At 67.6% G+C, this 25,136-nt stretch carries 27 protein-coding genes; 25 read left to right on the top strand and 2 right to left on the bottom strand.

From position 1 onward, the window contains the following. Nucleotides 1–34: 34 nt before the first annotated feature. Genes ACIQ1T_RS03665 through ACIQ1T_RS03675 form a run of 3 tightly spaced genes read left to right on the top strand, consistent with a single transcriptional unit; the run spans nt 35 to nt 2,468 of the window. Nucleotides 35–589: a DUF1285 domain-containing protein gene (locus ACIQ1T_RS03665; RefSeq protein ID WP_395943173.1), complete on the top strand. Its 555-nt coding sequence runs from the start codon at nt 35–37 to the stop codon at nt 587–589. After that, entirely contained in the window at nt 586–1,263 is a 678-nt protein-coding gene (locus ACIQ1T_RS03670) for a CoA pyrophosphatase (RefSeq protein WP_395943174.1), read from the top strand. Before ACIQ1T_RS03665 ends, ACIQ1T_RS03670 begins: the two co-directional genes overlap by 4 nt. Beyond that, nucleotides 1,260–2,468: a CCA tRNA nucleotidyltransferase gene (locus ACIQ1T_RS03675; RefSeq protein ID WP_395943175.1), complete on the top strand. Its 1,209-nt coding sequence runs from the start codon at nt 1,260–1,262 to the stop codon at nt 2,466–2,468. Before ACIQ1T_RS03670 ends, ACIQ1T_RS03675 begins: the two co-directional genes overlap by 4 nt. On the opposite strand, the gene ACIQ1T_RS03680 is transcribed toward ACIQ1T_RS03675, so the two are convergent. Further along, on the bottom strand, nt 2,449–3,399 hold the full coding sequence (locus tag ACIQ1T_RS03680; protein WP_395943176.1) for an endonuclease/exonuclease/phosphatase family protein: 951 nt from the start codon (nt 3,397–3,399) through the stop codon (nt 2,449–2,451). The genes ACIQ1T_RS03675 and ACIQ1T_RS03680 overlap by 20 nt on opposite strands. 69 nt (nt 3,400–3,468) lie before the next feature. Here ACIQ1T_RS03680 and ACIQ1T_RS03685 point away from each other — a divergent pair, with 69 nt between their 5' ends. From ACIQ1T_RS03685 to ACIQ1T_RS03785, 21 genes are all read left to right on the top strand, one after another. Beyond that, the gene (locus ACIQ1T_RS03685; RefSeq protein ID WP_395943177.1) at nt 3,469–3,930 is read left to right on the top strand and encodes a DUF4112 domain-containing protein; all 462 of its coding nucleotides are present in this window, start codon (nt 3,469–3,471) and stop codon (nt 3,928–3,930) included. Between the two features lie 144 nt (nt 3,931–4,074). Beyond that, nucleotides 4,075–5,526 (top strand): DUF2793 domain-containing protein, encoded by a 1,452-nt coding sequence (locus ACIQ1T_RS03690; RefSeq protein ID WP_395943178.1) that lies wholly within the window; start codon nt 4,075–4,077, stop codon nt 5,524–5,526. A 151-nt stretch (nt 5,527–5,677) separates the two neighbouring features. After that, nucleotides 5,678–5,977, top strand: a complete 300-nt coding sequence (locus ACIQ1T_RS03695; RefSeq protein WP_395943179.1) for a hypothetical protein — start codon at nt 5,678–5,680, stop codon at nt 5,975–5,977. Beyond that, nucleotides 5,974–6,357: a M15 family metallopeptidase gene (locus tag ACIQ1T_RS03700; RefSeq protein WP_395943180.1), complete on the top strand. Its 384-nt coding sequence runs from the start codon at nt 5,974–5,976 to the stop codon at nt 6,355–6,357. Before ACIQ1T_RS03695 ends, ACIQ1T_RS03700 begins: the two co-directional genes overlap by 4 nt. Nucleotides 6,358–6,672: 315 nt before the next feature. Next, a complete protein-coding gene (locus ACIQ1T_RS03705; protein ID WP_395943181.1) occupies nt 6,673–6,960 on the top strand; it encodes a hypothetical protein in 288 nt (95 codons plus the stop codon). Between the two features lie 216 nt (nt 6,961–7,176). After that, nucleotides 7,177–7,989, top strand: a complete 813-nt coding sequence (locus ACIQ1T_RS03710) for a flagellin (RefSeq protein WP_395943182.1) — start codon at nt 7,177–7,179, stop codon at nt 7,987–7,989. 285 nt (nt 7,990–8,274) lie between these two features. After that, on the top strand, nt 8,275–9,018 hold the full coding sequence (locus ACIQ1T_RS03715) for a flagellin (RefSeq protein ID WP_395943183.1): 744 nt from the start codon (nt 8,275–8,277) through the stop codon (nt 9,016–9,018). Nucleotides 9,019–9,166: 148 nt separating this feature from the next. Continuing rightward, nucleotides 9,167–9,985, top strand: a complete 819-nt coding sequence (locus ACIQ1T_RS03720; protein ID WP_395943184.1) for a flagellin — start codon at nt 9,167–9,169, stop codon at nt 9,983–9,985. Between the two features lie 145 nt (nt 9,986–10,130). Further along, nucleotides 10,131–10,928 carry a flagellin gene (locus ACIQ1T_RS03725; RefSeq protein ID WP_395943185.1) on the top strand — a complete coding sequence of 266 codons (798 nt, stop codon included), beginning with the start codon at nt 10,131–10,133 and terminating at the stop codon, nt 10,926–10,928. 114 nt (nt 10,929–11,042) lie between these two features. Further along, nucleotides 11,043–11,786 carry a flagellin gene (locus ACIQ1T_RS03730; RefSeq protein WP_395943186.1) on the top strand — a complete coding sequence of 248 codons (744 nt, stop codon included), beginning with the start codon at nt 11,043–11,045 and terminating at the stop codon, nt 11,784–11,786. A 190-nt stretch (nt 11,787–11,976) separates the two neighbouring features. After that, nucleotides 11,977–12,153, top strand: coding sequence for a flagellar protein FlaG (locus ACIQ1T_RS03735; protein WP_395943187.1), 177 nt, complete (start codon nt 11,977–11,979; stop codon nt 12,151–12,153). 132 nt (nt 12,154–12,285) lie between these two features. Then, complete coding sequence (locus ACIQ1T_RS03740; RefSeq protein WP_395943188.1) at nt 12,286–13,140, top strand: flagellin; 855 nt, start codon at nt 12,286–12,288, stop codon at nt 13,138–13,140. 59 nt (nt 13,141–13,199) lie between these two features. Continuing rightward, nucleotides 13,200–15,902, top strand: a complete 2,703-nt coding sequence (locus ACIQ1T_RS03745; protein WP_395943189.1) for a transcriptional regulator — start codon at nt 13,200–13,202, stop codon at nt 15,900–15,902. Between the two features lie 77 nt (nt 15,903–15,979). Beyond that, a complete protein-coding gene (locus ACIQ1T_RS03750) occupies nt 15,980–16,663 on the top strand; it encodes a hypothetical protein (RefSeq protein WP_395943190.1) in 684 nt (227 codons plus the stop codon). Continuing rightward, complete coding sequence (locus ACIQ1T_RS03755) at nt 16,663–17,085, top strand: hypothetical protein (protein WP_395943191.1); 423 nt, start codon at nt 16,663–16,665, stop codon at nt 17,083–17,085. Before ACIQ1T_RS03750 ends, ACIQ1T_RS03755 begins: the two co-directional genes overlap by 1 nt. A 190-nt stretch (nt 17,086–17,275) precedes the next feature. Beyond that, the gene (ssb, locus tag ACIQ1T_RS03760; protein WP_017504124.1) at nt 17,276–17,773 is read left to right on the top strand and encodes a single-stranded DNA-binding protein; all 498 of its coding nucleotides are present in this window, start codon (nt 17,276–17,278) and stop codon (nt 17,771–17,773) included. Nucleotides 17,774–17,795: 22 nt separating this feature from the next. Beyond that, entirely contained in the window at nt 17,796–18,251 is a 456-nt protein-coding gene (locus ACIQ1T_RS03765; RefSeq protein ID WP_395943192.1) for a thiol-disulfide oxidoreductase DCC family protein, read from the top strand. After that, nucleotides 18,248–19,549 carry an SDR family oxidoreductase gene (locus ACIQ1T_RS03770; protein ID WP_395943193.1) on the top strand — a complete coding sequence of 434 codons (1,302 nt, stop codon included), beginning with the start codon at nt 18,248–18,250 and terminating at the stop codon, nt 19,547–19,549. The genes ACIQ1T_RS03765 and ACIQ1T_RS03770 overlap by 4 nt, the downstream gene beginning before the upstream one ends. Then, nucleotides 19,546–20,016: a DUF2269 family protein gene (locus ACIQ1T_RS03775; RefSeq protein WP_395943194.1), complete on the top strand. Its 471-nt coding sequence runs from the start codon at nt 19,546–19,548 to the stop codon at nt 20,014–20,016. The genes ACIQ1T_RS03770 and ACIQ1T_RS03775 overlap by 4 nt, the downstream gene beginning before the upstream one ends. Nucleotides 20,017–20,078: 62 nt before the next feature. Continuing rightward, complete coding sequence (locus ACIQ1T_RS03780) at nt 20,079–21,002, top strand: DMT family transporter (protein ID WP_395943195.1); 924 nt, start codon at nt 20,079–20,081, stop codon at nt 21,000–21,002. Nucleotides 21,003–21,032: 30 nt separating this feature from the next. Further along, nucleotides 21,033–21,566: a DUF1003 domain-containing protein gene (locus ACIQ1T_RS03785; RefSeq protein ID WP_395943196.1), complete on the top strand. Its 534-nt coding sequence runs from the start codon at nt 21,033–21,035 to the stop codon at nt 21,564–21,566. 41 nt (nt 21,567–21,607) lie between these two features. Here the strand turns inward: ACIQ1T_RS03785 and ACIQ1T_RS03790 are convergent, their stop codons facing one another. Then, the gene (locus ACIQ1T_RS03790; protein WP_395943197.1) at nt 21,608–22,183 is read right to left on the bottom strand and encodes a superoxide dismutase family protein; all 576 of its coding nucleotides are present in this window, start codon (nt 22,181–22,183) and stop codon (nt 21,608–21,610) included. A 122-nt stretch (nt 22,184–22,305) separates the two neighbouring features. Here ACIQ1T_RS03790 and gyrA point away from each other — a divergent pair, with 122 nt between their 5' ends. Then, complete coding sequence (gene gyrA, locus ACIQ1T_RS03795) at nt 22,306–25,080, top strand: DNA gyrase subunit A (RefSeq protein WP_395943198.1); 2,775 nt, start codon at nt 22,306–22,308, stop codon at nt 25,078–25,080. Nucleotides 25,081–25,136 lie beyond the last annotated feature (56 nt).

The raw sequence follows: 25,136 nt of genomic DNA on the forward strand, positions 1-25,136 counted from the left end.
CGCACGGGTCGCGGGGCTTAAGTCATGTTCGGACATGACGAACACCAGTGATCGCAAGTCAGGACTGAACGCCGTCGCTGAGGCGGCGAAACAGGCGCCGGGCCGTGGCCTGCCGCCTGTCCATCTGTGGCGTCCGGAGCATTGCGGCGAAATCGACATCCTCATCCGCCGCGACGGGGTGTGGATGCACGAGGGATCGCCGATCGGCCGCAAGGAGCTGGTGCGGCTGTTCTCGACCGTGCTGCGCAAGGATCCGGACGGCTATCATCTGGTCACGCCGGTCGAGAAGATGAAGATCGCGGTCGAGGATCTGCCGTTTCGCGCCGTCTCGGTGGGGCATGAGGGCGACGATCTGATCTTCGTCACCGATGTCGGCGACGAAGTGCGGGCGGGTGAAGCGGATCCGATCAAGGTCGAAACCGATCCGACGACGGGCGAGCCGGCGCCGCGTGTCCACGTACGGCGCGACCTGTGGGCCAGGATCACGCGCTCGGTCTTCTATGAGCTGGTCGAAATGGCCGAGGAGGTCGACGGGCGACTGGTGGTGCGGTCGGGCGGGCAGGTGTTCTCGCTGGGAGCGGTGACGTGAGCCTGGAGGCGCTGAAGGCGCGGCTGGTCGAGCGGCTGGCGCCGGTCGAGACCTGGCGCGAGGATGTTCCGGCAGATCGCTCCGACTTCGATCTGAATCCGACGATGGATCGGTCGTCGCGGCGTTTGCGGCAGGCGGCGGTGCTGGTGCCCGTGATCGCGCGGAAGGAGGGGCCGACCGTGCTGCTGACGCGGCGCGCCGACACGCTGTCCAGCCATACGGGGCAGATCGCCTTTCCGGGCGGTCGGCTGGACCCCGGCGAGGACGCGGTCACGGCGGCCCTGCGCGAGGCGAACGAGGAGGTCGGGCTGGTCGCCGGCGCGGTCGAGGTGCTGGGGTTGCTGGCCCCCTATGAGACGGTCACCGGCTTTCGTGTCACGCCGGTCGTGGGCTGGTTGGCCCGGCCGCCGGAACTGACGCCGTCGCCGGCCGAGGTGGCCGAGGTTTTCGAGACGCCGTGGGACTTCCTGATGGACGTGGCCAACCATCGCCAGGAGTCCTACGATCTGGAACCGGGCGTTCGGCGGTGGTTCTGGGCCATGCCTTGGGGCGAACGCTATATCTGGGGCGCGACGGCGGGCATTCTGAAGGGAATGCATGCGCGGCTGTACGGCGACGAGCCGGCGCCCGAAGCGGCGGTGGACGAGGATGCGGCCAAGGACGATGCGGCATGAGCATCTCGATGAAGGGACAGCCGTGGCTGGACGCCGGGGCGACGCGGGCGGTGATGGCGGCCTTGGAGGCCGCAGGGGGGGCGGGGTGCGCGCGGTTCGTCGGCGGCTGCGTCCGAAACAGTCTGCTGGGCCAGCCGGTCGACGACATCGATATCGCCACACGGCTTAGGCCGGAAGAGACGATGGCGGCGCTGAAGGCGGCGGGGCTGAAGGCCGTGCCGACCGGCGTAGAGCACGGCACCGTCACCGGAGTGTCGGAGCGGCGCCCCTATGAGATCACCACCCTGCGCCGGGATGTCGAGACCGATGGGCGCCGGGCCGTGGTGGCCTTTACCGAGGACTGGGCCGAGGACGCGGCGCGCCGGGATTTCCGTCTGAACGCCCTCTATGCCGATGCTGAAGGGACGGTGTTTGATCCCACTGGCGGCGGGCTGGACGATGCGGCGGCAGGGCGGATCGTCTTCGTCGGCGAGGCCGAGACGCGGATCCGCGAGGATTATCTGCGCATCCTGCGCTTCTTCCGATTCTACGCCTGGTATGGGCGAGGCGCGCCGGACGCCGATGGATTGGCGGCCTGCGCGGCGTTGAAGGCCGGGATGGCGCTGTTGTCGGCCGAGCGGGTGTCCAAGGAACTCCTGAAACTGCTCGCCGCGCCAGATCCCAAGCCATCGGTTAGGGCCATGAGCGAGAGCGGGGTGCTGGCCCAGGTGCTGCCTCAGGTCCAGCCGCTGGAGCTGTTCGAGGCGATGTGGGGTTTGACCGAGGATCCGGTGCTGCGCCTGTCGGCCCTGCTGCCGGCGGATGCGGCGGCGGTGGTTGGGATCGCCGGGGCGTTGAGATTGTCCAACGGCGTACGCGACCGACTGGCCGCCGTGGTCGCGGAGGGGCCGGTGGTGACGGCCGCCATGCCAGAGGCGGAAGCGCGGGCGGCGATCTATCGCCTGGGGCGCGGCGTCTTCGAGGACAGGCTGACGCGGGCGGAAGCGGGCGGATCCGGCGACGGCGCGGCCTTGCGCCGGTTGGCCGCGACCTGGACGCCGCCGAGAATGCCGGTCGGCGGGCGGGACCTGGCGCGGCTGGGCCTGAAGCCGGGGCCTGAGACGGGCCGCATCCTGAAGACGTTCGAGAACGGCTGGATCGCCAACGACTTCCCGACCGACGGGCACGAGGCGCGGCTGGCGGCGCTTATTTCCTCGCGCGAGTGAATTCGGTGACCACCGGATAATGGTCCGAGCCGGTCGGTTCGCCGATGCGGCGGCTCAGCAGGGCCAGGTCCGGCGAGCGATAGACCTGGTCGATGGTGATGCCGATGAAGGCCGGCGCCTTGGTGGGCCAGGTGCCGGGGAATCCGGGCGCCGGAAGCAGGTTCATGTCGGCCTTGATCTGGCGCCCGATACGCGCGCTGGAGACGCTGTTGAAGTCGCCGGCGACGATGACGGGATTGGGCGGCGCGTCTGCGCGGCGCGCGGTCAGGGCCATGGCCTGGGTGATCTGGCCCCACTGGTATTCATAGGGCCAGGGCCGGGTCAGGTGGACGCCGAATATGTTGATCGGCCCCAGTGGAGTCGAGACGACCGCGCCGACGGCGCTGAGTCCGTCCCGACGCCAGGGAAGTTTCCGGGCGATCGGATAGCGCGAGGCGATGATGGACCGCGCGCCGCCGGCCGGGGTCAGGGCGCCGGAGATCGTCCGGTGGGGATAGCCGGCCAGGAGGTCGTCGCGCCGGGCTATGGGCGTATCGCCGACCTCGACCAGAATGACGATGTCGGCATCGGCGGCGACAATGGACTTTCGCATCGCGTCCACATTTGTGTTGGGCGCCCACAGATTGGCGGAATAGACGCGGATCGTCGGCTGGCCTGCCTGGCGCAGCCCCATGACCGTCATCCACTGCGGCCAGACGGCGATCACCAGCACCAGACAGGCCAGCAGTCCCGCAGCCGTCGCGGGCCACAGCCGCAGCACCATGCAGACCAGGGTCGTCAGAGCCGCCGCGAGCAGTACGGGAGCGGTGAACTGCGCCAGTATGTCCACCCAGCGATGGTCGATGCCGCTGAGCGCCGCGACGCCGAAGACCGACAGTCCGATCAGGACGAGGCAGGCCGCTACATTGGCCGCCAGCTTGAGCAGGGACATTGGTCATTGCCTTTCGTGGTGAACGCTGTTGGCTGTGCCGCGTTAGGGCGACGCTTGGAGAGGCGCGACATGGCCAGACGGTCCATCAGAGATATCGAGAACATCTGGTCCAATGTCGAGGGGATCAAGAAACTGTCCGACCGGGTCATCGGCATCGGGCCGTTCGGAATCGGCATGGACGGCCTGCTGACCTGGGTGCCGGTGGTCGGCACCGTCTACACGGTCGGGACCGGCGGCTGGCTGGTGCTGCAGGCGATCCGGGCCAAGGCCTCGCCCGCCACCCTGGCGCGGATGGCGGCCTATATGGCGATCGACACGGCGACGGGCACGGTGCCGATCGCCGGCGACGTGGTCGACACCTTCTTTCCCGGGCAGCTGCTGGCGGCCAAGGCGCTGCAGAAGGATATAGAGACCACCCACTGGGTCGAGGACACCGAGGCCGCCGCGCGGGCCAGCGGCGACCACGATCGCCATCTCGAAACGGTGAAGAACGACAAGAAGCTGCGTCGCGTCGTCTATCTGCACGACTGAATTGCGCGCGCCCAGCCCTGCCGCCGCACATGGTTTCAAAGTTTGTCTCTTTTGATTTCATCGGGTTGGAACTGAATCTCGCCGCCCGACGCGCCTGACCTGACGGCGGACCCAGACTGATCTCCGACAACAACGGAGATCCCGATGAGCGACGACTTCAGCGCACGTCTGGCCCTGCCCTATCTGGCGGCCGGGCAGATGCAGAAACATGTGACCCTGAATGCGGCCCTGACCCGACTGGACGCCTTGCTGCAGACGGCGGTGGTCAGCCGGACGACGACGACCCAGCCGGGCGACGTATCCGACGGCGATCTCTACATCCTGCCCGACGGTGCGCATGGGCCGGCTTGGGACGGTCGTCGGCCTGGCGACCTGATGCGGTTCGAGGCCGGGGGCTGGACTGTGGCGCCCGCGCCGGTCGGCATGGTCGCCCTGGTGCTGGACACGGCGACGGCGGTGGTGCGGGGAGAGGGTGGTTGGAGCCCCTTGGGGCAGTGGCTGGGCGAAGTGCAGGCCCTTTCGCGTCTGGGCGTGGGGACCACGGCGGACGCGGCCAATCCGCTGGCGATCAAGAGCAATACGGCCCTGTTCACCGCCCGCGGCGCGGACGAGGGCGGCGACGGCGACCTGCGTCTGACCCTGAACAAGGCGGCGGCGGGCGATGTCCTGTCGCTGCTGTTCCAGAGCGGATACGCCGGTCGGGCCGAATTGGGCCTGGCGGGCGACGAGAACCTGAGCCTGAAGGTCAGCGCCGATGGAACGACCTGGCGCCGCGCCTTCGGGGTGGACCGGGCCTCCGGGCGCATCGACTTCGATCGAGGCGCGACGCGACGCGAGACGACCGTCTTCACAGATGACGGCGTCTATGAACCGCCCGCCTGGGCGCGATGGATCGAAACGGTCTGTGTCGGAGGCGGCGGAGGGGGCGGGGCCGGTCTCGCGGGACCGGCCGGGACCACTCGATTCGGCGGCGGCGGCGGCGGCGCGGGCGGACTGAGGCGTGGCGCCTGGGCGACCGCAGACCTGACAGGGGGCCTGACCATTGTGATCGGAAGCGGCGGCGCGGCGAGCGGCGCGGGTGGCGAGAGCCGGATCGAGATGTCCGGCGTCGGCCTGGCGCGGGCCGGCGGCGGCGCGCCCGGGGCGGCCGGGACCGGAGGAAGTGGCGGCGGCGGCGGCGGCGGGCTGGGCGAGCGACTGGCCAACGGCGGGGGTGCGGCCTCGACCACAGCGACCTCGGGCGGCGGAGGAGAGGCGGCCTGTCCGGACGGTCCCGGCGGCGGCGGCGCGGGCGGGGGGCTGGATACGGCCAATGCAGCCCGGGCTGGCGGGATCGGCGGAACCGGCGATGTTTGCGGACGCAGAACCCCGGGCGGTGCGGCGGGGACGGCGGGCCAGGCCTCGTCGGCGCCGGATCTGTCCTGCGGCGGCGGCGGAGGCGGTGGAGGAAACGCCTCGGCGAGCGGTGCGGGCATGGCGGGCGGCGCGGGGGCGGCTTTCGGGGCGGGCGGCGGCGGCGGCGGCGCGGGCCTGACGGCCCCGGGCGCAGGCGGGATCGGCGGCGGAGGCGTGGTTCGCATCACGGCTGTCGGATGATCCGGACGGGCCGACGCAAACCCCGGCCGGTGGAGTTGCTGGACGCCGAGATATGGCGCGTCCCGCAGCGGCTGAACGAGACCGACTGGCGCAGGCACGCCGGTCAGGGCGGCCGACGCCACGCCGAAATTTTGGACAGGGAGGAAGACCGATGACGAGACGAACGACGCGGCCGACGGCGCCGACGCAGCCCCAGCCGCAACAGCAACCCCTGGCGGAGGCGCGATGGCTGTGGCGCAGGCTGTACGTCTTTACCGTCAGCGTGGGTCTGTGGCTGCTGTTGATGCGGACGGTGGCGCGCATGCCGGCCGAGATGCTGCCCAAGACGACCGACGGGCTGATGGGGCTGCTGGCCCTGATCCTGGTCCTCTATCTGGTCGCGCCCACGGCCCAGCAACTGGTGGCCCTGATCGCCAATGCACGGCTGCGTTTGGCGGGAGGCCGGCCATGAGTTTCCGGCTTTCGACCCGGTCGCGCGCGCGGCTGAAGGGGGTGAATCCGGCTCTGGTCGCCGTGGTTGAGGCGGCCATCGCCCGCACTCCGGTGGACTTCATGATCACCGAGGGATTGCGAACGGCTGACCGTCAGGCCGCCCTCGTCAAGGCCGGCGCCAGCCGGACGCTGAAGTCGCGGCACCTGACTGGACACGCGGTCGACGTCGCCGCCCTGGTCGATGGGCAGGTGCGCTGGGACTGGCCCCTGTACGGCCGGATCGCCGCAGCCTTCAAGGCGGCGGCGCTGGACCTGAAGACCCCCATCGTCTGGGGCGGCGACTGGAAGAACCTGCGCGACGGACCGCATTTCGAACTGGACCGGAAGTTCTTCCCATGAGGGCCGCCTCGGTCCTGAAAACCCTGTCGCCCTGGGGCTGGCTTGCCGTGATCGCGGCTGCCCTGGGTCTGGCGCTCGCCCTGATGGGCGGGCTCGGGTTTCGCTGGGATCCGTTCGGCCTGCAGCAACGCAGGCTGGAACGGGCCGAGGCGAGGGCGGCGGAAGGGGAGGGGGCGGCTCTGGCCCAGGCCGGAGCTCGTCGCCTCGAGGCGACGGGGACGAGCGAACAACTGCGCCGTCTCGATGATTTTCAACAGCAACAGACAGCGGCGGCGAAGGCCACCGCGACCACCGTCACCCAGGCAAGGAACGCCGATGACGCCGACATACCTCTGGAAAGCCGCCGGGCCGACGGTCTGCGCGGCCATGATCGCGAGCTGTGCCGCCTCGCCCCCGACCTCGACGGTTGCGCCGGCCCGGCTGACCCTTCCGCAGGCGGCGACCCGGCCTTGCGCCCTGGCGACCCTGCCGGCTGATCCCACGGCGGGGGATCTGGACGCCGCCTATGTGCTGCGCGGCGCCCAGATCCTGGCCTGCGACGGGGCGCGGCGGCTGGCGGTGGAAACGCTGCTGGCCGAGCGGGCGATGCAGGACCGCCACTGACGCCCTGCAGAAACGACTCGGCAGTTTTTGCCGCACAGCGTCGAAGCTTGCCGGGTCGTCTCGCAGGGGCCTGAAATAACCTCAATGAAATCAGTGGATCGCGCTGCGCAGATCTTGTTTTTGAACTGGCCCCGCCCTTGCTCCTGAGTGACCGAGCAAAATGCTCCTGGCGCTAAAATGGCGCCGGACATCACACGAAGTGAACAGGAGGCCAAAATGGCCAGCATCAATACGAATTACGGCGCCGCAATTGCGCTGCAGAACCTGAACAAGACCAACGCCGAGCTGGAACGCACGCAAAATCGCGTCAACACCGGCATGAAGGTCGCGACCGCCAAAGACAGCGGCGCAATTTTCGCCATCGCCACGACTCAGCGCGCCAATATGGGCGCCATGGACGCCGTGCGGAACTCGCTGCAGCGCGGCCAGTCGATCGTCGACGTGGCCCTGGCCGCCGGCGATACGGTCACCGCCGCCCTGGAAGAAATGAAGTCGCTGGCTGTATCCATCCAGTCCTCGACCGGCGCTGCTCAAACCTCCTATCTTGATGAATTCAAGGCCATGGGCGCCGAAATCACCGCCTCGCTGGCCGGCGCCAGCTTCGACGGCGTCAACCTGTGGACCACCGCGACCCCGACCAACCTGATCAAGGACGTCGGCGGCGGCACCACGGCCATCGGCTTCACCGCCACGGGCGGCAAGGCCGCCGACACCGACATCACCACCATCACCAGCCAGACGATCACCGCCACCGGTGCGACCACGGCCGCCGTCGACGCCGCCATCGCCGAGGTGACCGCCTCCCTGTCGACCCTGGGCACCCAGTCCAAGTCGGTCAGCCGCCAGCTGACCTTCGTCAACAAGCTGCAGGACGCAACCGAGGCCGGCATCGGCAATCTGGTGGACGCCGACCTGGCCAAGGAAAGCGCCAAGCTGACCGCCCTGCAGACCAAGCAGCAACTGGGCGTGCAGGCGCTGTCGATCGCCAACCAGAGCAGCTCCATCCTGCTGAGCCTGTTCCGCAACTAAGGCGCCCGCCGGAGGCGCGTCGATCCCGTTTTCGTTCGCGCTCTCAGCTCTCGGCGCCGTCCAATCTGACGCGAGCCCGGCAAATCTTGCCGGGTGAGCGAGGCTGCTCGGCAGTTCTTGCCGGGCGGATAGGAGGGTAAATCAATAGTAAATCAATAAAATCAGATAGTTGCCTTGATTTTTGTTCGGGCTGACTGGCCCGGCAATTGCTTCTTACCCACCGAGCAAAAAGCTCCTGTCGCCAAAATGGCGTCAGCCGTCACGAAGTGAAAAGGACCGGCCAAAATGGCTAGCATCAACACCAATTACGGCGCGGCCATCGCGCTGCAGAACCTGAACAAGACCAATTCCGAGTTGGAGCGGACCCAGAACCGCATCAACACCGGCATGAAGGTCGCCACCGCCAAGGACAGTGGAGCGATCTTCGCCATCGCCACGTCCCAGCGGGCCAACGCCGCTTCGCAGGACGCCGTGCGCGCCAACCTGCAGCGCTCGCAGTCGATCACCGACGTGGCCCTGGCCGCCGGCGACACCATCACGACCGCCCTGGAAGAGATGAAGTCCCTGGCCGTCTCGATCCAGTCCTCCGTCGTCGGATCCAGCGCCGAAACCTCCTACCTCGCCGAATACAACGCCCTGGGTCTGGAAATCACGGCCGCGATCTCGGGCGCCTCGTTCGACGGCGTCAACAGCCTGACCACGCCGCTGGGCGTCGCCGGCGTGACGGCCGTGTCCGGCGGCGGCAAGGCGCGCACTGCGGCCACCACGACTGCGGTCGACACCGCCATCTCCACTGTGACCGCCGCCCTGTCGACCCTGGGCACCGAGTCCAAGTCGCTGGGCCGTCAGATCACCTTCGTCAACAAGCTTCAGGACGCTCTTGAAGCCGGCGTGGGCAATCTGGTGGACGCCGACCTGGCCAAGGAAAGCGCCAAGCTGACCGCCCTGCAGACCAAGCAACAGCTCGGTGTCCAGGCGCTGTCGATCGCCAACCAGGGCAGCTCCATCCTGCTGAGCCTCTTCCGCTAGGGCCCGGAGGTCGGTCGTCGCTTCGGCGGCGCCTGACCATGGTCCTTCAGTACGGGCGACGGTCCCTGATCGTCGCTCATTCCCGAGCAAAACGCTCACGTCGGCAAAACGCCGACGGCCATCACGAAGTGAATAAGGAACGCCCGAAATGGCGAGTATCAACACCAACTACGGCGCCGCTATCGCGCTGCAGAACCTGAACAAGACCAATTCGGAGCTGGAGCGGACGCAAAACCGCATCAACACCGGCATGAAGGTCTCGACCGCCAAGGACAGCGGGGCGATCTTCGCCATCGCCACGTCCCAACGGGCCAACGCCTCGTCGCAAGACGCGGTTCGCGGCTCGCTGCAACGCGGTCAATCGATCGTCGACGTGGCCCTGGCCGCCGGCGACACCATCACTTCCGCCCTGGAAGAGATGAAGTCCCTGGCTGTCAGCATCGCGTCCTCGACCGGCGCCGCCAAGACCTCCTACGAGTCCGAATTCACGGCGCTCGGCAAGGAAATCAAGTCGGCTCTGGACGGCGCCACCTTCGACGGCGTCAACCTGCTGACCACGGCGTCCACGGGCGCCACCGAGGTCAAGGTCCAGACCGGTACCGGAGCCGCGGACACCAAGACCATCGGCACCACCGCTGCGCTCAGTGCAAACACGGACCTGGCCAAGTTCACGGCGGCGACGCCTGCGGTCGCCGACTACACCGTCGCCAACGTCGATCTGGTCATCACGGCCGTGACCGGCGCCCTGTCGACCCTGGGCACCCAGTCCAAGTCGATCGGTCGCAGCATCACCTTCGTCAACAAGCTCCAGGATTCCCTGGAAGCCGGCGTGGGCAATCTGGTGGATGCGGATCTGGCCAAGGAAAGCGCCAAGCTGACCGCCCTGCAGACCAAGCAACAGCTCGGTGTCCAGGCGCTGTCGATCGCCAACCAAGGCAGCTCCATTCTGCTGAGCCTCTTCCGCTAAGGCCCGGAGGGCAGGGGCCGCTTCGGCGGTCCTCGCCCAAGGTCTTGAACCCAGGCGGCGGCCTCGGCCGACGTCGCATCCCGAGCAAAACGCTCCCGTCGCCAAAACGGCGGCGGCCATCACGAAGTGAAGAAGGAAGGCCAAAATGGCTAGCATCAACACCAACTACGGCGCGGCCATCGCGCTGCAGAACCTGAACAAGACCAACTCGGAGCTGGAGCGGACCCAAAACCGCATCAACACCGGCATGAAGGTCTCGACGGCCAAGGACAGCGGGGCGATCTTCGCGATCGCCACGTCGCAACGGGCCAACGCCGCCTCGCAGGACGCCGTTCGCGGCTCGCTGCAACGCGGTCAGTCGATCGTCGATGTGGCCCTGGCCGCCGGCGACACCATCACGTCGGCCCTGGAAGAGCAAAAGTCCCTGGCCGTCAGCATCGCCTCTTCGACGGGCGCCGCCCAGACCTCGTATCTGGCGGAATACAACGCGCTTGGCACTGAAATCGCCAACGCGCTCGGCGGCGCGAGCTTCGACGGGGTCAACCTGTTCAAGGCGAACACTGCGGCCGTCACCGTGCAGACCGGTCCTTCGACCACCTACACGCTGAAGGCCATCACCGCTGCGGATACGGCTGTGGCGACCACGACGACGGCTGCGGCCGGCGACGCGGCCGGTCTTGCCGCCACCGTTGACGGCGCGATCACGGCCTTCACCGCCATCCTGTCCGACTTCGGCACCAAGTCGAAGTCGCTGGGACGCAGCATCACCTTCGCCAACAAGCTTCAGGACGCTCTTGAAGCCGGCGTGGGCAATCTGGTGGACGCCGACCTGGCCAAGGAAAGCGCCAAGCTGACCGCCCTGCAGACCAAGCAACAGCTGGGTGTCCAGGCGCTGTCGATCGCCAACTCGTCGAGCTCGGTTCTGCTCGGCCTGTTCCGTTAAGGCCCTGAAGGCCCGGTCGTTTAGGCGGCCGGGCCGCAGGTGACACACCCCGAGCAAAACGCTCCCGTCGGCAAAACGCCGGCGGCCATCACGAAGTGAAGAAGGAAGGCCAAAATGGCTAGCATCAACACCAACTACGGCGCGGCCATCGCGCTGCAGAACCTGAACAAGACCAACTCGGAGCTGGAGCGGACGCAAAACCGCATCAACACCGGCATGAAGGTCTCCTCGGCCAAGGACAGCGGGGCGATCTTCGCGATCGCCACGTCGCAACGGGCCAACGCCGCCTCGCAGGACGCCGTTCGCGCCGGCCTGCAACGCACGCAATCGATCACCGACGTGGCCCTGGCCGCCGGCGACACCATCACGACCGCTCTGGAAGAGATGAAGTCCCTGGCTGTCTCGATCCAGTCGGCGACCGCAGGTTCGTCGGCCGAGACCTCCTATCTGGCCGAGTTCAACGCCCTGGGCGCTGAAATCGCCACGGCGATCTCGGGCGCCTCGTTCGACGGCGTCAACAGCCTGACCACGCCCCTGGGCGGTGCGACTGTCACCGGTCTGACCGGCGGCTCCGTCGTGCGCGCCGGCGCCACCACCACTGCGGTGGACAGCGCCATCTCCACGGTCACGGGCGCCCTGTCGACCCTGGGCACCCAGTCCAAGTCGCTGGGCCGTCAGATCACCTTCGTCAACAAGCTTCAGGACGCACTTGAAGCCGGCGTGGGCAATCTGGTGGACGCCGACCTGGCCAAGGAAAGCGCCAAGCTGACCGCCCTGCAGACCAAGCAACAGCTCGGTGTCCAGGCGCTGTCGATCGCCAACTCGTCGAGCTCGGTTCTGCTCGGCCTGTTCCGCTAAGGCGCCCGACCGGGGCGGCCTCGCGTCGTCCCGGTCGATCGCTTTTCGCATCTAGAGGAGCGCGGATCCTTTCGCGCAGGGAGCCATGACAGACAATGTTGCGAGGATAGTAAGCGTACCTCAGCCCGTCCCAAACCAGGTCGTTCCGCCCGTCGCCCCGCCCGCAGGGCCGGCGGCGAGAAACGACAATATGGATACCGGCCGCTATCGCCTCTCCATCGAGGCCATCGGCGCAAATCGTTTCGTCTACAAGGTCCTGGACCGTGTGACGGGCGAGGTTATCCGGCAGTTGCCGCGAGAGGATGTCGCCAAGCTGACGAGCGACCCGACCTATCGCGGAGGGAAGTTGATCGACACCGTCGTCTGACGGCCGGTCGATTCTGAACTGGTTAACGCCGCCGGCTCGCCGGACGGCGCAAACGTGGTTTCCGGCGCGTTAACCATGTGATTACGACTCATGGTTAACCATGCAGGGAACAGAAGTCCGGGGCTTGAAGCCATGACCAGCAGCATCCACACCAACACCTCGGCGATGATCGCCCTGCAGAACCTCAATCGCACAACTGATCAGTTGGCGTTGACGCAGGGGCGCGTGAGCACGGGCCTGAAGGTCCAGGGCGCCAAGGACAACGCCGCTGTCTGGGCGGTGGCCCAGGGGCAGCGCGCCGACATGGGCTCGCTGGGGGCGGTGACCACCAGCCTGAACCGCGCGACCTCGATCGCGGACGTGTCTCTGGCGGCGGGCGAGCAGATTTCGGATCTTCTGGTCGAACTGAAGACCAAGGCGACGGCTGCGGCGGATCAGAGCGCCACCCTGGCCATGCGCACCTCGTACAACGACGAGTTCCAGTCGCTGCTGAAGTCGATCCAGTCCTTCGCCGACAACGCCATCTTCGACGGGTCCAATATCCTTGACGGTTCCTCGCCGACCGCGCTCAGCTTCCTGGCCAGCGCCGACGGCGGCGAGACGATCACGCTGAACCGCCAGAACCTGACCCTGACCGGCCTGGGCCTGACGGCGGACGCCACCGCGACGCCGGCCGTTGCGGCCCCCGACCTGTTGACCCAGGCCAAGGCCGCTGACGCCCTGACGCGCATCGACGCTGCACTGGCCACCAGCAGCGCGCGTCTCGCTGAACTGGGCGCTCAGGCCAAGCAGATCGAACGTCACACCACCTATGTGGGCAAGCTGACGGATGCGTTGGAATCGGGTATCGGCAATCTGGTGGACGCCGACCTGGCCAAGGAAAGCGCGCGCCTGCAGGCTCTGCAGGTTCAGCAGCAGCTGGGTACCCAGGCCCTGTCGATCGCCAACCAGGCGCCGCAGGTCATCCTGTCGTTGTTCCAGAACTAACCCGGGCGTTTAAGGGTTCGTTATCGAGCATGACGCTACGCTGAGGGCGGAGCCGTGTCATGATCAACAACAGCTATCTGCTGGGTCTATACGGGATCACGACGGACACCACGTCGCTGATCGGCTCCAACACGCCCGCAGCCGTCCGCAAGACCCAGCCGACAGCGCCCTGGGTCGCTTCCGTCAGCGCCACCCTGCCCAAGCCCAACGAAATGGTGCGGGCCGCCCTGGCCGGGCGCCGCATCATTGACGAAAGCGCCGTCAGCCTAGATTTGGCCGGCGCGTCGGGCGACTACCGCAAGATGTTCGCGCTCTATCAGGGCCTCAACAGCCTCAGCGCTCTGGCGGATCGCGCCGGCGCCAAGGGGTTGACCGCCGCCGAGTCGGCGCAATTGGCCAAGCGGTTCTCCGAGGGGCTGACCGAGATGTCGTCCTATCTGAAGACTGCGGGCTTCGAAGACGCGCGCCTGGTTCAGGGCGTAGCCCAGACCACGGTCAAGACCGGCTATGCGCTGGAGCGCGCGCCGACCACCTTCGTCACCGCCCCGATCCACGACGGCGATCCCGCCGCCACGGTCAAGGCCTTCGAGGGTGACGTGAAGTTCGCCATGACCGTCAAGACGGACACGGGGACCAAGACCATCGACATGGATCTGGCCGAGATGGGATCGACCGATCGATCGCTGATGAACGTCGTAGCCTATATGAACGGCAAGCTGGAGTCCGCCGGGGTCGCGGTTCGAATGAACAACCAGCTGATCCCGGCCGAGCCCAAGACCATCAAGGCGGGCGACAAGACCATCACCCTGCCGGCGGGCCCCGACCAATGGGCGCTGAAGGTGAACGGCGGCGCAGGCGAGACCATCAGTTTCCAGGCCGTCGACACCTCTGACGCCGTCTATGTGACCCAGGGCGCGGGCAAGGCCGGCGCGGGTCAACTGCTGAAGTTCCAGGCGGACGGCGGCGCGGCCCCTGCGGCGCAGCAGGGCGTGGATGATCCCTTCTGGGTCGAGGGCAGGGTGGGGCAGACCGATCTGCCGGACGGCGTCGCCGCCGTCAGGGCCAGCGCGGTCGCGCCCGATGGATCTTTGTGGGTCGTGGCCGATCTGACCGCGGGGGACGCCAACCAGCCGATCAAGGGGACGCGCGACGTCGCCCTGATGAAATATGATTCCGCCGGCAACCTGATGCAGACCAAGCTGCTGGGCGCCGCCTCCAGCGCCAACGGTTTCTCCATCGCCATCGACGACGACGGCCGTGTGGCGCTGGCGGGTTCGGTCACGGGCGCGCTCGAGCCGGGCAAGAGCGGCGACAGCGCTGCGACCGCCGACAGTTTCGTTTCGGTGTTCGACAGCACCGGCAAGGAGTTGTGGACCCAGCGTCGCGGCGCCAAGGCCGCCGACGAGGCGACCGAGGTCAGCTTCGGCGCCGACGGCATGGTCTATGTCGCCGGACGGTCGAAATCGGCCATGCCGGGCGCGGCGGCTCTGGGCGGCTGGGACTCGTATCTGCAGGGCTTCCGGGAACAGCAGACGACCGTGACCGGGCCGGTGACGGGGGTGAACGTCTCGACCCAGCAGTTCGGCACCTACGGCGACGACTCGGTCCAGGCCATGACGGTGTCCGGCTCGGATCTCTACACGGCGGGCGTGGAGAACGGTAAGGCGGTCGTGCGCCGCTTCACCCTGGACGCCGCTGGCGTGCCGACCCTGGCCGCTACGCGGGATCTGGGTTACGCTAACGGCGAGATCGCGGGGATTTCCGTCGAGAACGGTCAGGTGGTCCTGACCGGCCAGACCACCAATCCGTCCCTGGACATCGGCACGGCGACCAACGCCCATGCGGGCGGAAGCGACGTCTTCGTCGCCACTCTGTCGGCCGATCTGCAGGCGTCTTCCGGTGACCGGCTGACCTATTTCGGCGGAGCGGGCGACGACACCGCCGCCGATGTCGAGATCAAGGACGGCAAGGTCTGGATCACCGGCACCAACCGCGCCGAGGGCGCGGTCAAGGACAGCCCGACCTCGGGATATCTGGCGCGCCTCGATCTGGCGACGGGCGCGGTGGAATCGAACACGACCTGGCGCGCCGACGATGACCAGGCCAAGCCGACCAGCCTGAGCATAGGCGCGGGCGCCGCCAGCGTGCTGGATCGCTTGGGCTTGCCGCAGGGCGAGATCATGCAGGCGGATTCCAAGCTGCTGACCGTCGCCACCTCGGCGCGGGTCGGTGACCAGTTCTCCATTTCGCCCGCCAACGGCGGCCGCGCCGTCACGGTGACCATCGACGCCAAGGATACGCTGGAAACCCTGGCCAAGAAGATCGTCACCGCCTCCGGCCGTCAGCTTGAGGCCAAGGTGATCACCGACCTGAAGGCGACGCCGGTCGTGCAGCGACTGCAGATCACCACGGCGGCGAACAAGGAGGGGGCGATCATCTCCTCCGGCGCGGTGGGCAAGGACGCCCTGGCCGGTCTGGGACTCACGCCGGGATTCGTAGGGCCGACGACACCGGACAAGAACGCACCCAAGACCTTCGGCCTGAACCTGTCGAACGCATTGAACCTGAACGACGCCGCCGGGATCAAGGCGGCGAACGAAGCCCTGGCCCAGGCCATGACGGCCGTGCGTTCGGCCTATAAGGCGCTGGCGCCCTCGACGGGGACGATCACCAACACCCAGACCGGCAACGGCTCGTCGACCGCCTATCAGCAGACGCAGCTCGCCAACTACCAGGCCGCCCTCAGTCGACTGATGGCCTGACTCCGTCGACATCGCTTCGCGGTTGACGCCTGAGGCCCGTTCCGGGTTATTGGGCGCCTCAGTTGCGAAAGTCCCAAATGGCCCTCCCGAAAGACAATCGCGTCATCATCGCCGTCGGCGCCGGTCTGGTCATCATCGCCGCCGTGGTGCTGGCCTTGATCTTCACCGGCGGCGGCGACAAGGCGCCCGAGGCGCCGCCCGCGGCAAAGGGCGGGCTGACGGTCGATGTCGCCGACGCTCCGTCGCTGGAGCCGACGCGCGAGTTGCGCTGTTTCGTCGACGGTCAGTTCGTCGGCATGGCCACCCTGGCGGATTGCGCCCAGCGCAACGGCCTAGCGACCGACGCCCTGGATGTCGGCATCGACGAAACGGGCGCCCTGGCCGCCGCCCCGACCGCCGCCTTCGCCCCGCCGCCGGAACTGCCGCCGGTCGATATGGCCGAGGCCGACGCCGGCCCGCGCCTGGAGCCCAATCCGGCGACGCCCAGCACCCCCGCGCCCGCGCCCGCCGCCGGTGGAAACCAGTGCCTGCGTCATACCGGTTCCGACTGGCGCGTACTGTCCAACGGCATGAGCCTGAACGCCTGCGTCCAGGCCCTGTACGCTGGAACCTGCGTGCGCCCGGGTGACGCCCAGTACGGCCGCTGGGGTGACATGACCCTGCGCCTGGTGCCGCGCCGGGTGGAGCAGTCGGGCGACAACAGCCGCTTCCGCACCTTGGCGGAACAGGACCGCAACTGCCAATTCCCGGGTATGAACTGATGCGTACGCTCGCCTTCTCCGTCATCGCCGGCGCTGTCCTGCTGGGCGCGTGCAGCAACCAGCCCAAGTTCGATTTCGCGCCGGGCGTCTGCTATTTCGTCGCCACGCCGGAAGGCGAGCCGCCGCGCCTGCAGCAGATGGGCGAAAATGTCGCCCAGATCGAACTGTGCGCCGCCCAGCTGGAGGAAATGCGTCTGCGCTTCCTGCGCATGGGCGGCTCGAACCAGGAGGTGACCGGCGCCTATCAGGGGCGATTCATCTTCGTCGACCGCGAGGGCGTGAAGATCGGCAAGAGCCTGACGGGCAGTCGCTTCTTCGCCATGGCCCGGACCGGCGACGGCCGGCTGGCCATCCCGGGCGCCATCCAGCGCGACGAGACCGGACGTCCCATCGCCATCGCGGCGCCGCCGGAAGCCAAATAGGCCAAGGCGAAGCAGAGTCCTCTCAAGGGACTTGCGTGAAGTGAACAAAGGTGGAACATTTCGTTAATCCACCGGTTTGGCGGGTCTGATGTCGAAAGCGGCTGGTGGTGAACCACAGCGGCCCTAAGACATCCGACTGAATTACGGGACGGTCGAAGGAATCGCCGTCCCTCGAGAGAAGGAAGTTTTCATGGCTGGCAGCGTCAACAAGGTCATTCTGGTCGGCAATCTGGGCCGCGATCCGGAAATCCGGTCCATGCCGAACGGCGACCGTATCGCCAACCTGTCGATCGCGACCTCGGAAACCTGGCGCGACAAGTCCTCGGGCGAGCGCAAGGAAAAGACCGAGTGGCACCGGGTCGTCATCTTCAACGACAACATCGTCAAGGTGGTCGAGAACTATGTGAAGAAGGGCTCGACCGTCTATATCGAGGGCGCGCTCCAGACCCGCAAATGGACCGACCAGCAGGGCGTCGAGAAATATTCGACCGAGATCGTGGTCAGCCGCTTCAAGGGTGAACTGACCATGCTGGGCGGCCGTTCGGAAGGCGGATCGTCGGGCGGCGGTTATGGCGGCGGCGGCGGTCGCGGCGACGACGACTATTCCTCGGGCTTCTCCACCGGCGGCGCCAACAAGCCGAGCGGCCCCAAGGAAAGCTACGACCTGAACGACGACATCCCTTTCTAAGGCCGGCCGGTCTGAACGGGCCATGGGGCGGGGGGCCTACAGCTATCGTGACGACCCCGCCGTCCCGGTGTTTCCGGACGACCGGCCCCTGGTCCTGTTCGACGGCGACTGCGCGCTCTGTTCCGGCTCGGCGCGCAGCATTCTGAAGCATGACCGGGCCGGGGTGTTTCGGCTGGCGCCGACTCAATCGGTGCTGGGGCAGGCGCTTCTGGCCCACTATGGCGTAGCGCCGGACGATCCCTCGACCATGCTGCTGATCCGGGACGGTGTGGCGCGCCGGCGTTCGGACGCCGTCCTGGCCATCGCCGCCCTGATGCCCGCCCCCTATGGATGGGTTGCGGTCGGACGGATCGCGCCGCGATGTGTTCGCGACTCCCTCTATGATTTCGTGGCGCGACGGCGTCGTCGCATCCCCGGCGCGACATGGTGCGCCATGCCGTCGACCGATGTGGACATGAGCGACAGGGGGCTGGGATGAGCGGACGGGTGCTGGTGCTGGGCGCCAACGGCTTCATCGGCGCCCATGTGGCGGCGGCCCTGTCGGCTGACGGCTGGAACGTGCGGGCCGGCGCGCGCCGCATCGCCGATCCGGCGCGGCGCGCGCCCCTGTTCGACTGGGTCGCCGCTGATTTTTCCCGGCTCACGACGGTCCAGGCCTGGGCGCCGCTGCTGGCGGACGTATCGGCCGTGGTGAACTGCGTCGGCGTGCTGCAGGACGGCGGCGGCGACAGCACCCGCGCCGCCCATGTCGACGGCCCCCGCGCCCTGATCGCGGCCTGCGAGGCGGCGGGCGTCGCCCGGCTGGTCCATATCTCGGCCGCCGGCGCGGACGAGGCGGCCGGCACGGACTATGCCCGCACGAAGATCGAGACCGAGCGACTGCTCGGCGCCAGCAGGCTGGACTGGCTGATCCTGCGGCCGTCGCTGGTGGTGGATCGGGCGGCCTTCGGCGGAACGGGACTGATCCGGGCGCTTGCGGCCTTTCCTCTGTTCATTCCCGTGGTCGGCGGCGACCAGATGTTTCGGCCCATTCCCATGGGCGACCTGACCGACGCCATCGTCGCGGCGCTGAAGCCTGGCGCTCCGTCCCGCCTGATCCTGGACATGCCCGGGCCGGAGGCGGTGACCATGGCGCAGACGGCGACCCTGTATCGCGGCTGGATGGGGCTGGCCCCCGCGCCGGTGGTGCGCGTGCCGCGAGGGGCGGCTGCGCCGGTTCTGGCGCTGGGAGATCTGCTGGGGCGGTTGGGCTGGTCGTCGCCGATCCGCACCACGGCGATGCGGCAGATGGGTTACGACGCTTCGGGCCATGACGGCGGCTGGGCGGAAAAGCTCGATGTCGCGCCGCGCGGCTTCTCGCGCTTCCTGGCCGAGACTCCCGCTTCCGTGCAGGATGTCTGGCATGCGCGGCTGTGGTTCGTGCGTCCGATCGCCATACTGACTTTGGGCCTGTTCTGGCTGGCGACCGGCCTGATCAGCTTCGGCCCCGGATGGAACGGCGCCGTCGCCATATTGCATGAGGGCGGCTATGGCCGCTGGGCAGGGCCGATAGCCGGTTGGGGCGCGTTGCTGGACGTGGTGCTGGGCCTGCTGCTGTTTGTAAGGCCGTGGACGGCGCGGGTGGCCCTGCTCATGTGTCTGTCGACCGTCGGCTATCTGATCGCGGGTACGCTCAGCCTGCCCCAGTACTGGATCGACCCCCTGGGACCATGGCTGAAGGTGCTGCCGATGATGGCCCTGTGCCTGTTCGTGGCCGGAACGGACGCCCGCCGATGAGCGTCTATTTTCTGCTGAAGATCATCCATATCCTGTCCGGCGCCGTGCTGTTCGGCACGGGGGCGGGGATCGCCTTCTTCATGCTCAGGGCCCATGCGACCAAGGATGCGCGAACAGTGGCCGAGGTCGGCCGGATCGTCGTCATGGCCGATTTTGTCTTCACCGCCAGCGCCGTGGTGGTCCAGCCGATCAGCGGTCTGGGCCTGATCCACCTGCAGGGCTGGTCTCTGACCAGTCCATGGTTGCTGGCCGCCTATGTCCTCTATGTGCTGATCGGCGTCTGCTGGCTGCCGGTGGTGTGGATCCAGTACCGGATGATGACGCTGGCCGAACAGGTGGCGGATGCGGGAGCGGCTCTCCCGGCCGCCTATCACCGCCTGTTCCGTTGGTGGTTCGGCCTGGGCTGGCCGGCCTTCGCCGGCGTTCTGGCCATCTACTGGTTGATGGTCGCCAAGCCGGAGTTCTGAGCCGAAACCTTGGGTCATCGAAAATGAGCCGACGCGCGGGCGGCGTCGTGTCATAGGCGGTCATGACCAACGCCCCAGCGACCGAAAAGCCGGCTGAACGACCCCATGCCCTGACCGGGCTGGAGATCGCCGCCATCGTGGCCATCATCCTGGTCTGGGGCGTCAACAACGCCGGGGCCAAGCTGGCGACCGAGGCCTTGCCGCCGCTGCTGGTCGGGGCCATCCGTTTCGGCATCGCCACCGCCTGCCTGCTGGCCTTCGTGCGGCCGCCATTCCCCGACTGGAAGAGCCTGCTGCTGATCGTCATGGTCGGCGGGCCTATCCAGTACGGCCTGGCCTATACCGCCTACTGGCTGGCGACCGACGTCAGCCCCGTCACCGTCGCGAACCAGCTGTGGATTCCCTTCACGACCCTGTTCGCCTTCCTGATCCTGGGCGAGCGTCTGAGCAAGGCGGCCCTGGTCGGCATGGGGGTGGCCTTCGTCGGCGTAGCCTGGATGACGCTGGACGCCCACGCCCTGCAGGACTGGAAGGCCATTCTGGTCGCCATCGCCGCCGGGGCGGCCTGGGGTGTGACGACGGTTGTGGCGCGACGCACCACCTCCATCCCGCCGCTGAAGATGCAGGGGCTGCTGGCCCTGGGCGCCTTCCCGGTCATGGCCTTCGGGTCCGCCGTGCTCGAGCACGGCCAGTGGGCGGCGGTGACGGCCGCGACCCCCATGGTCTGGGCCTCGCTGATCTGGGCGGGGATCGTCTCGTCGGTGCTGGCGACCACCCTGCTGTTCTGGCTGGTGCAGCGGCGCGAAGCCGGGCGGGTGACGCCCTATCTGCTGATCACGCCGGTGGTGTCTATGCTGATCGGTTGGGGTTTCATGGGGGATCTGCTGACGCCCCAGATCCTGACCGGCTCGGCCATCGCCATGGGCGGGGTGGCTCTGGTCGCCCTGGCCGAACGGGGCTTGCGCGCGGGGGCCGCCAAGGCTTGATCTGTCTCCTGAGTCCTTCAGGAGACCGTCATGAACCACGCCCCGCTCGACGCCGACCACGTCTCCCGCCGCTGGCTGGGCAAGGCGTCGCATGACCTGCCCGAAAACGAGGCCAGCGTGGTGCGCAGCGCGGCCGAGCGCCGCCCGATCTCTGAAGACATCAACGAAACCTTCGATGACAAACAGACATTCGGCGACCGGCTAGCGGATCGGGTGGCCACCTTCGGCGGATCCTGGACCTTCCTGATCGCCTTCGGGGCCTTCCTGGCGGTCTGGACGGTGTTGAACCTGGTTCTGGGGCGGGACGCGTTCGATCCCTATCCCTTCATCTTCCTGAACCTGATGCTGTCGATGGTCGCCGCGGCCCAGGCGCCGATCATCATGATGAGCCAGAACCGCCAGGCGGCGAAGGACCGGCTGGACGCGGGCAACGACTACCAGGTCAATCTGAAGGCCGAGATCGAGATCATGGCCCTGCTGGAAAAGGTCGAGACCCTGACCGCGCGCCAACAGGAACAGACCGATCTGATCCAGCAACTTCTGGCGCAGAAAGAAGCCCGCTGAACCGAAGTCCAGCGGGCCGAATTTTCAGAGGAGGGGAGGCGTCAGCTGGCGCTGAGCGCGGCGCAGGCTACCCGATCGCCCGCGCCGCCGATGGGCTGGGTCGAATGATCGTCGGGATTGGCGTGGATGATGATGGCCGAACCGTCCGCGTCCCACAGCCACTGGCCGGGGCCTTCCGACGAGATGCGGGCGCGGGTGGTGAAGAGTTCGGCGTTCACCTTGCCGTCGGCCCCGGCGTAGATGTTCGGCAGGTCGCCGTCGTCCGGGCCGCCGGCGTTCAGCAGGCCGTGCGGCGCCTTGGGCTCGCCGTGATTGATATGGGCGCCCGAGGTGGTGAAGGGCGCGGCGCAGGCGCCGGTCGCATGAATGTGGATGCCGTGCCAGCCCGGCGTCAGACCCGAAGCCTCGACCTTGATGACCAGGCCGGTCGGGCCCTGACGGAGATCCACGCGGCCGATATTGGCGCCTTCGCCGTTGATCAGAACCGCCTGGCCCGTCGCGCCGATCGGGGCCCGATCGGCCTGTGCGGCGGCCTCGTCTGAGGTCGAGGCGCAGGCTCCCATCAGGGCCAGGGGCGAGGCGAGAACGAGGGCGGCGGCGAGGCGGTTGGCGCGCATATGGAAAGTCCTTTCAGAGACGGGCTTTCACGGCGGCGTCGCTTTGCCTCCGAGGCCCTAGAATGCTAGAAATCGTCACAGCGGATCACGTTCCGATTCCGGCCGCATAAAGCCACGCTTCCTTGACCGACGACAGCTACGAAAACGCCGCAACTCCGATCAACGGTGGAGGCGGCGGCTCCGACATTTCCACGATCACGATCGAGGACGAACTGAAGCGTTCGTACCTCGACTACGCCATGAGCGTGATCGTCAGTCGCGCCCTGCCGGACGCCCGTGACGGGCTGAAGCCGGTTCACCGTCGCATCCTGTATTCGATGCACGACCTGAACATGACGCCGGAGCGCAGCTATTCGAAATGCGCCCGTGTGGTCGGCGACGTGCTGGGCCGGTTCCACCCCCACGGCGACGCCTCGGTCTATATGGCCCTGGTGCGGATGGCGCAGCCCTTCTCGATGGGGCTGATGCTGGTCGACGGTCAGGGGAACTTCGGTTCGGTCGACGGCGATATGCCCGCCTCGATGCGTTACACCGAGGCCAAGATGGCTCCGGCCGCCGTCGCCCTGATGGCCGACATCGACAAGGACACGGTCGATTTCCAGCCCAACTACGACGAGAAGGAACTGGAGCCGGTCGTCCTGCCGAGCCGGATCCCGAACCTGCTGGTCAATGGCGCGGGCGGCATCGCCGTCGGCATGGCGACGAACATTCCGCCGCATAATCTGGGCGAGGTCGTGGACGCGGCCCTGGCCCTGCTGGACGACCCCACCGTCTCGGACGACGCCCTGCTGGACATCGTGCCCGGTCCCGACTTCCCGACCGGCGGCGAGATCATGGGCCGCACGGCGCCGCGCAATGCGCTGCGCGACGGTCGCGGCTCGGTCATCGTGCGCGGCCGCGCCTCGGTCGAGGAGATCCGCAAGGATCGCGAGGCCATCGTCGTCACCGAACTGCCGTTCCAGGTCAACAAACAGACCCTGATCGAACGGATCGCCGAAATGGTGCGCGAGAAGCGTCTGGAAGGCATTTCCGACGTCCGCGACGAGTCCGACCGTCAGGGGATGCGGATCGTCATCGAGTTGAAGCGCGACGCCTCGGGCGACGTGATCCTGAACCAGCTGTGGCGCTACACCGCCATGCAGAGCTCGTTCGGCGTCAACATGCTGGCGCTGAACCACGGCCGTCCCGAACAGATGGGTCTGCGCGACCTGCTGCAGATCTTCCTCGACTTCCGCGAGGAAGTCGTCGTCCGCCGCGTCAAGTTCGAGCTGAACAAGGCCCGCGACCGGGGCCACGTCCTGGTCGGTCTGGCCGTCGCCGTCGCCAATATCGACGAGGTGATCCACATCATCCGCTCCTCGGCCGATCCGACCGAGGCGCGCGAACGGCTGCAGGCCAAGGCCTGGCCCGTCGGCGACATGATGGCCCTGGTCGAGCTGATCGCCGATCCGCGCACCGTCATCGTCGAGGGCGACAAGATCCGCCTGACCGACGAACAGGCGCGCGCCATCCTGGCCCTGACCCTGTCGCGTCTGACCGGCCTGGGCCGCGACGACATCTTCGGCGAGGCGCACGGCCTGGCCGACACCATCCAGGGCCACCTGACCATCCTGTCGGACCGCAAGAACGTCCTGGCCATCATTCGCGACGACCTGATCGACGTGAAGGCCAAGTTCGCCGTGCCGCGTCGCACCCTGATCGGGGAAGGCGACGGCGAGATGGAGGACGAGGACCTGATCCCGCGTGAGGACATGGTCGTCACCGTCACCCACGGCGGCTATGTCAAACGCGTGGCCCTGAACGCCTATCGGACCCAGCACCGCGGCGGCAAGGGTCGCAGCGGCATGTCGATGAAGGACGAGGACGCCATCACCGGCGTGTTCAGCGCCTCGACCCACACGCCGGTCCTGTTCTTCGCCACCAACGGCAAGGCCTACAAGCTGAAGACCTGGCGCCTGCCGCTGGGCAATCCCCAGTCGCGCGGCAAGGCCTTCGTCAATCTGCTGCCCATCGAGCCGGGCGACAGCATCATGAACGTCCTGCCCCTGCCCGAGGACGAGGCGACCTGGGGCGATTACGACATCATGTTCGCCACCTCGACCGGCGACGTGCGGCGCAACAAGCTGTCGGACTTCGCCACGGTGAACCGCGCCGGCAAGATCGCCATGAAGCTGGAAGGCGAGGACCGGATGGTCGGCGTCGGCCTGTGCACGGCGGACGACGACGTGCTGCTGACCACGGCTCTGGGCCGCGCGATCCGCTTCAAGGCCGACGACGTGCGTGTCTTCAAGGGTCGGGATTCGACCGGCGTCCGGGGCGTGCGACTGCAGGACGGGGACGAGGTCATCTCCATGGCCATCCTGGGGCGTGTCGACGCCTCGCCGGAAGAACGCGCCGCCTACGTCAAACACGCCAACGCCATGCGCAAGGCCCTGGCCGGCGCGGACGCGGAGGAGGATGTCGCGGCTCCGGCCGAGGCTGAAGACGAGGTCGCCGACGCGGCTTTGACGGTCGAGCGGATCGCCGAACTGGGCGCCGCCGAACAGTTCATCCTGACGGTCACCGAGACCGGCTTCGGCAAGCGGTCCTCGGCCTATGAGTATCGTCGCACCGGTCGCGGCGGTCAGGGTCTGACGGCCCACGGTCTGGGCGGTCGCGCGGGCACGCGTCTGGCGGCGGCCTTCCCGGTCGAGGAGACGGACGACCTGCTGCTTGTGACTTCGGGCGGCCAGATGATCCGCACCCGTATCGACCAGGTCCGTATCGTCGGCCGCTCCAGCCAGGGCGTGACCATCTTCCGCACCGGCAAGGACGAGAAGGTCGTCTCGGTCGAACGCCTGCCTGAAAGCGGCGGCGACGACGCCGACAGCGCGGGTGAAGAGGGCGGCGAGGCCTAAGAGCAAGACCCTCTCCCGCCGGGAGAGGGCTTGAGCGCACGGCGGCGAAGCCGTCG

Source organism: Brevundimonas sp. (genome assembly GCF_044336875.1).
Taxonomy (GTDB): Bacteria; Pseudomonadota; Alphaproteobacteria; order Caulobacterales; family Caulobacteraceae; genus Brevundimonas.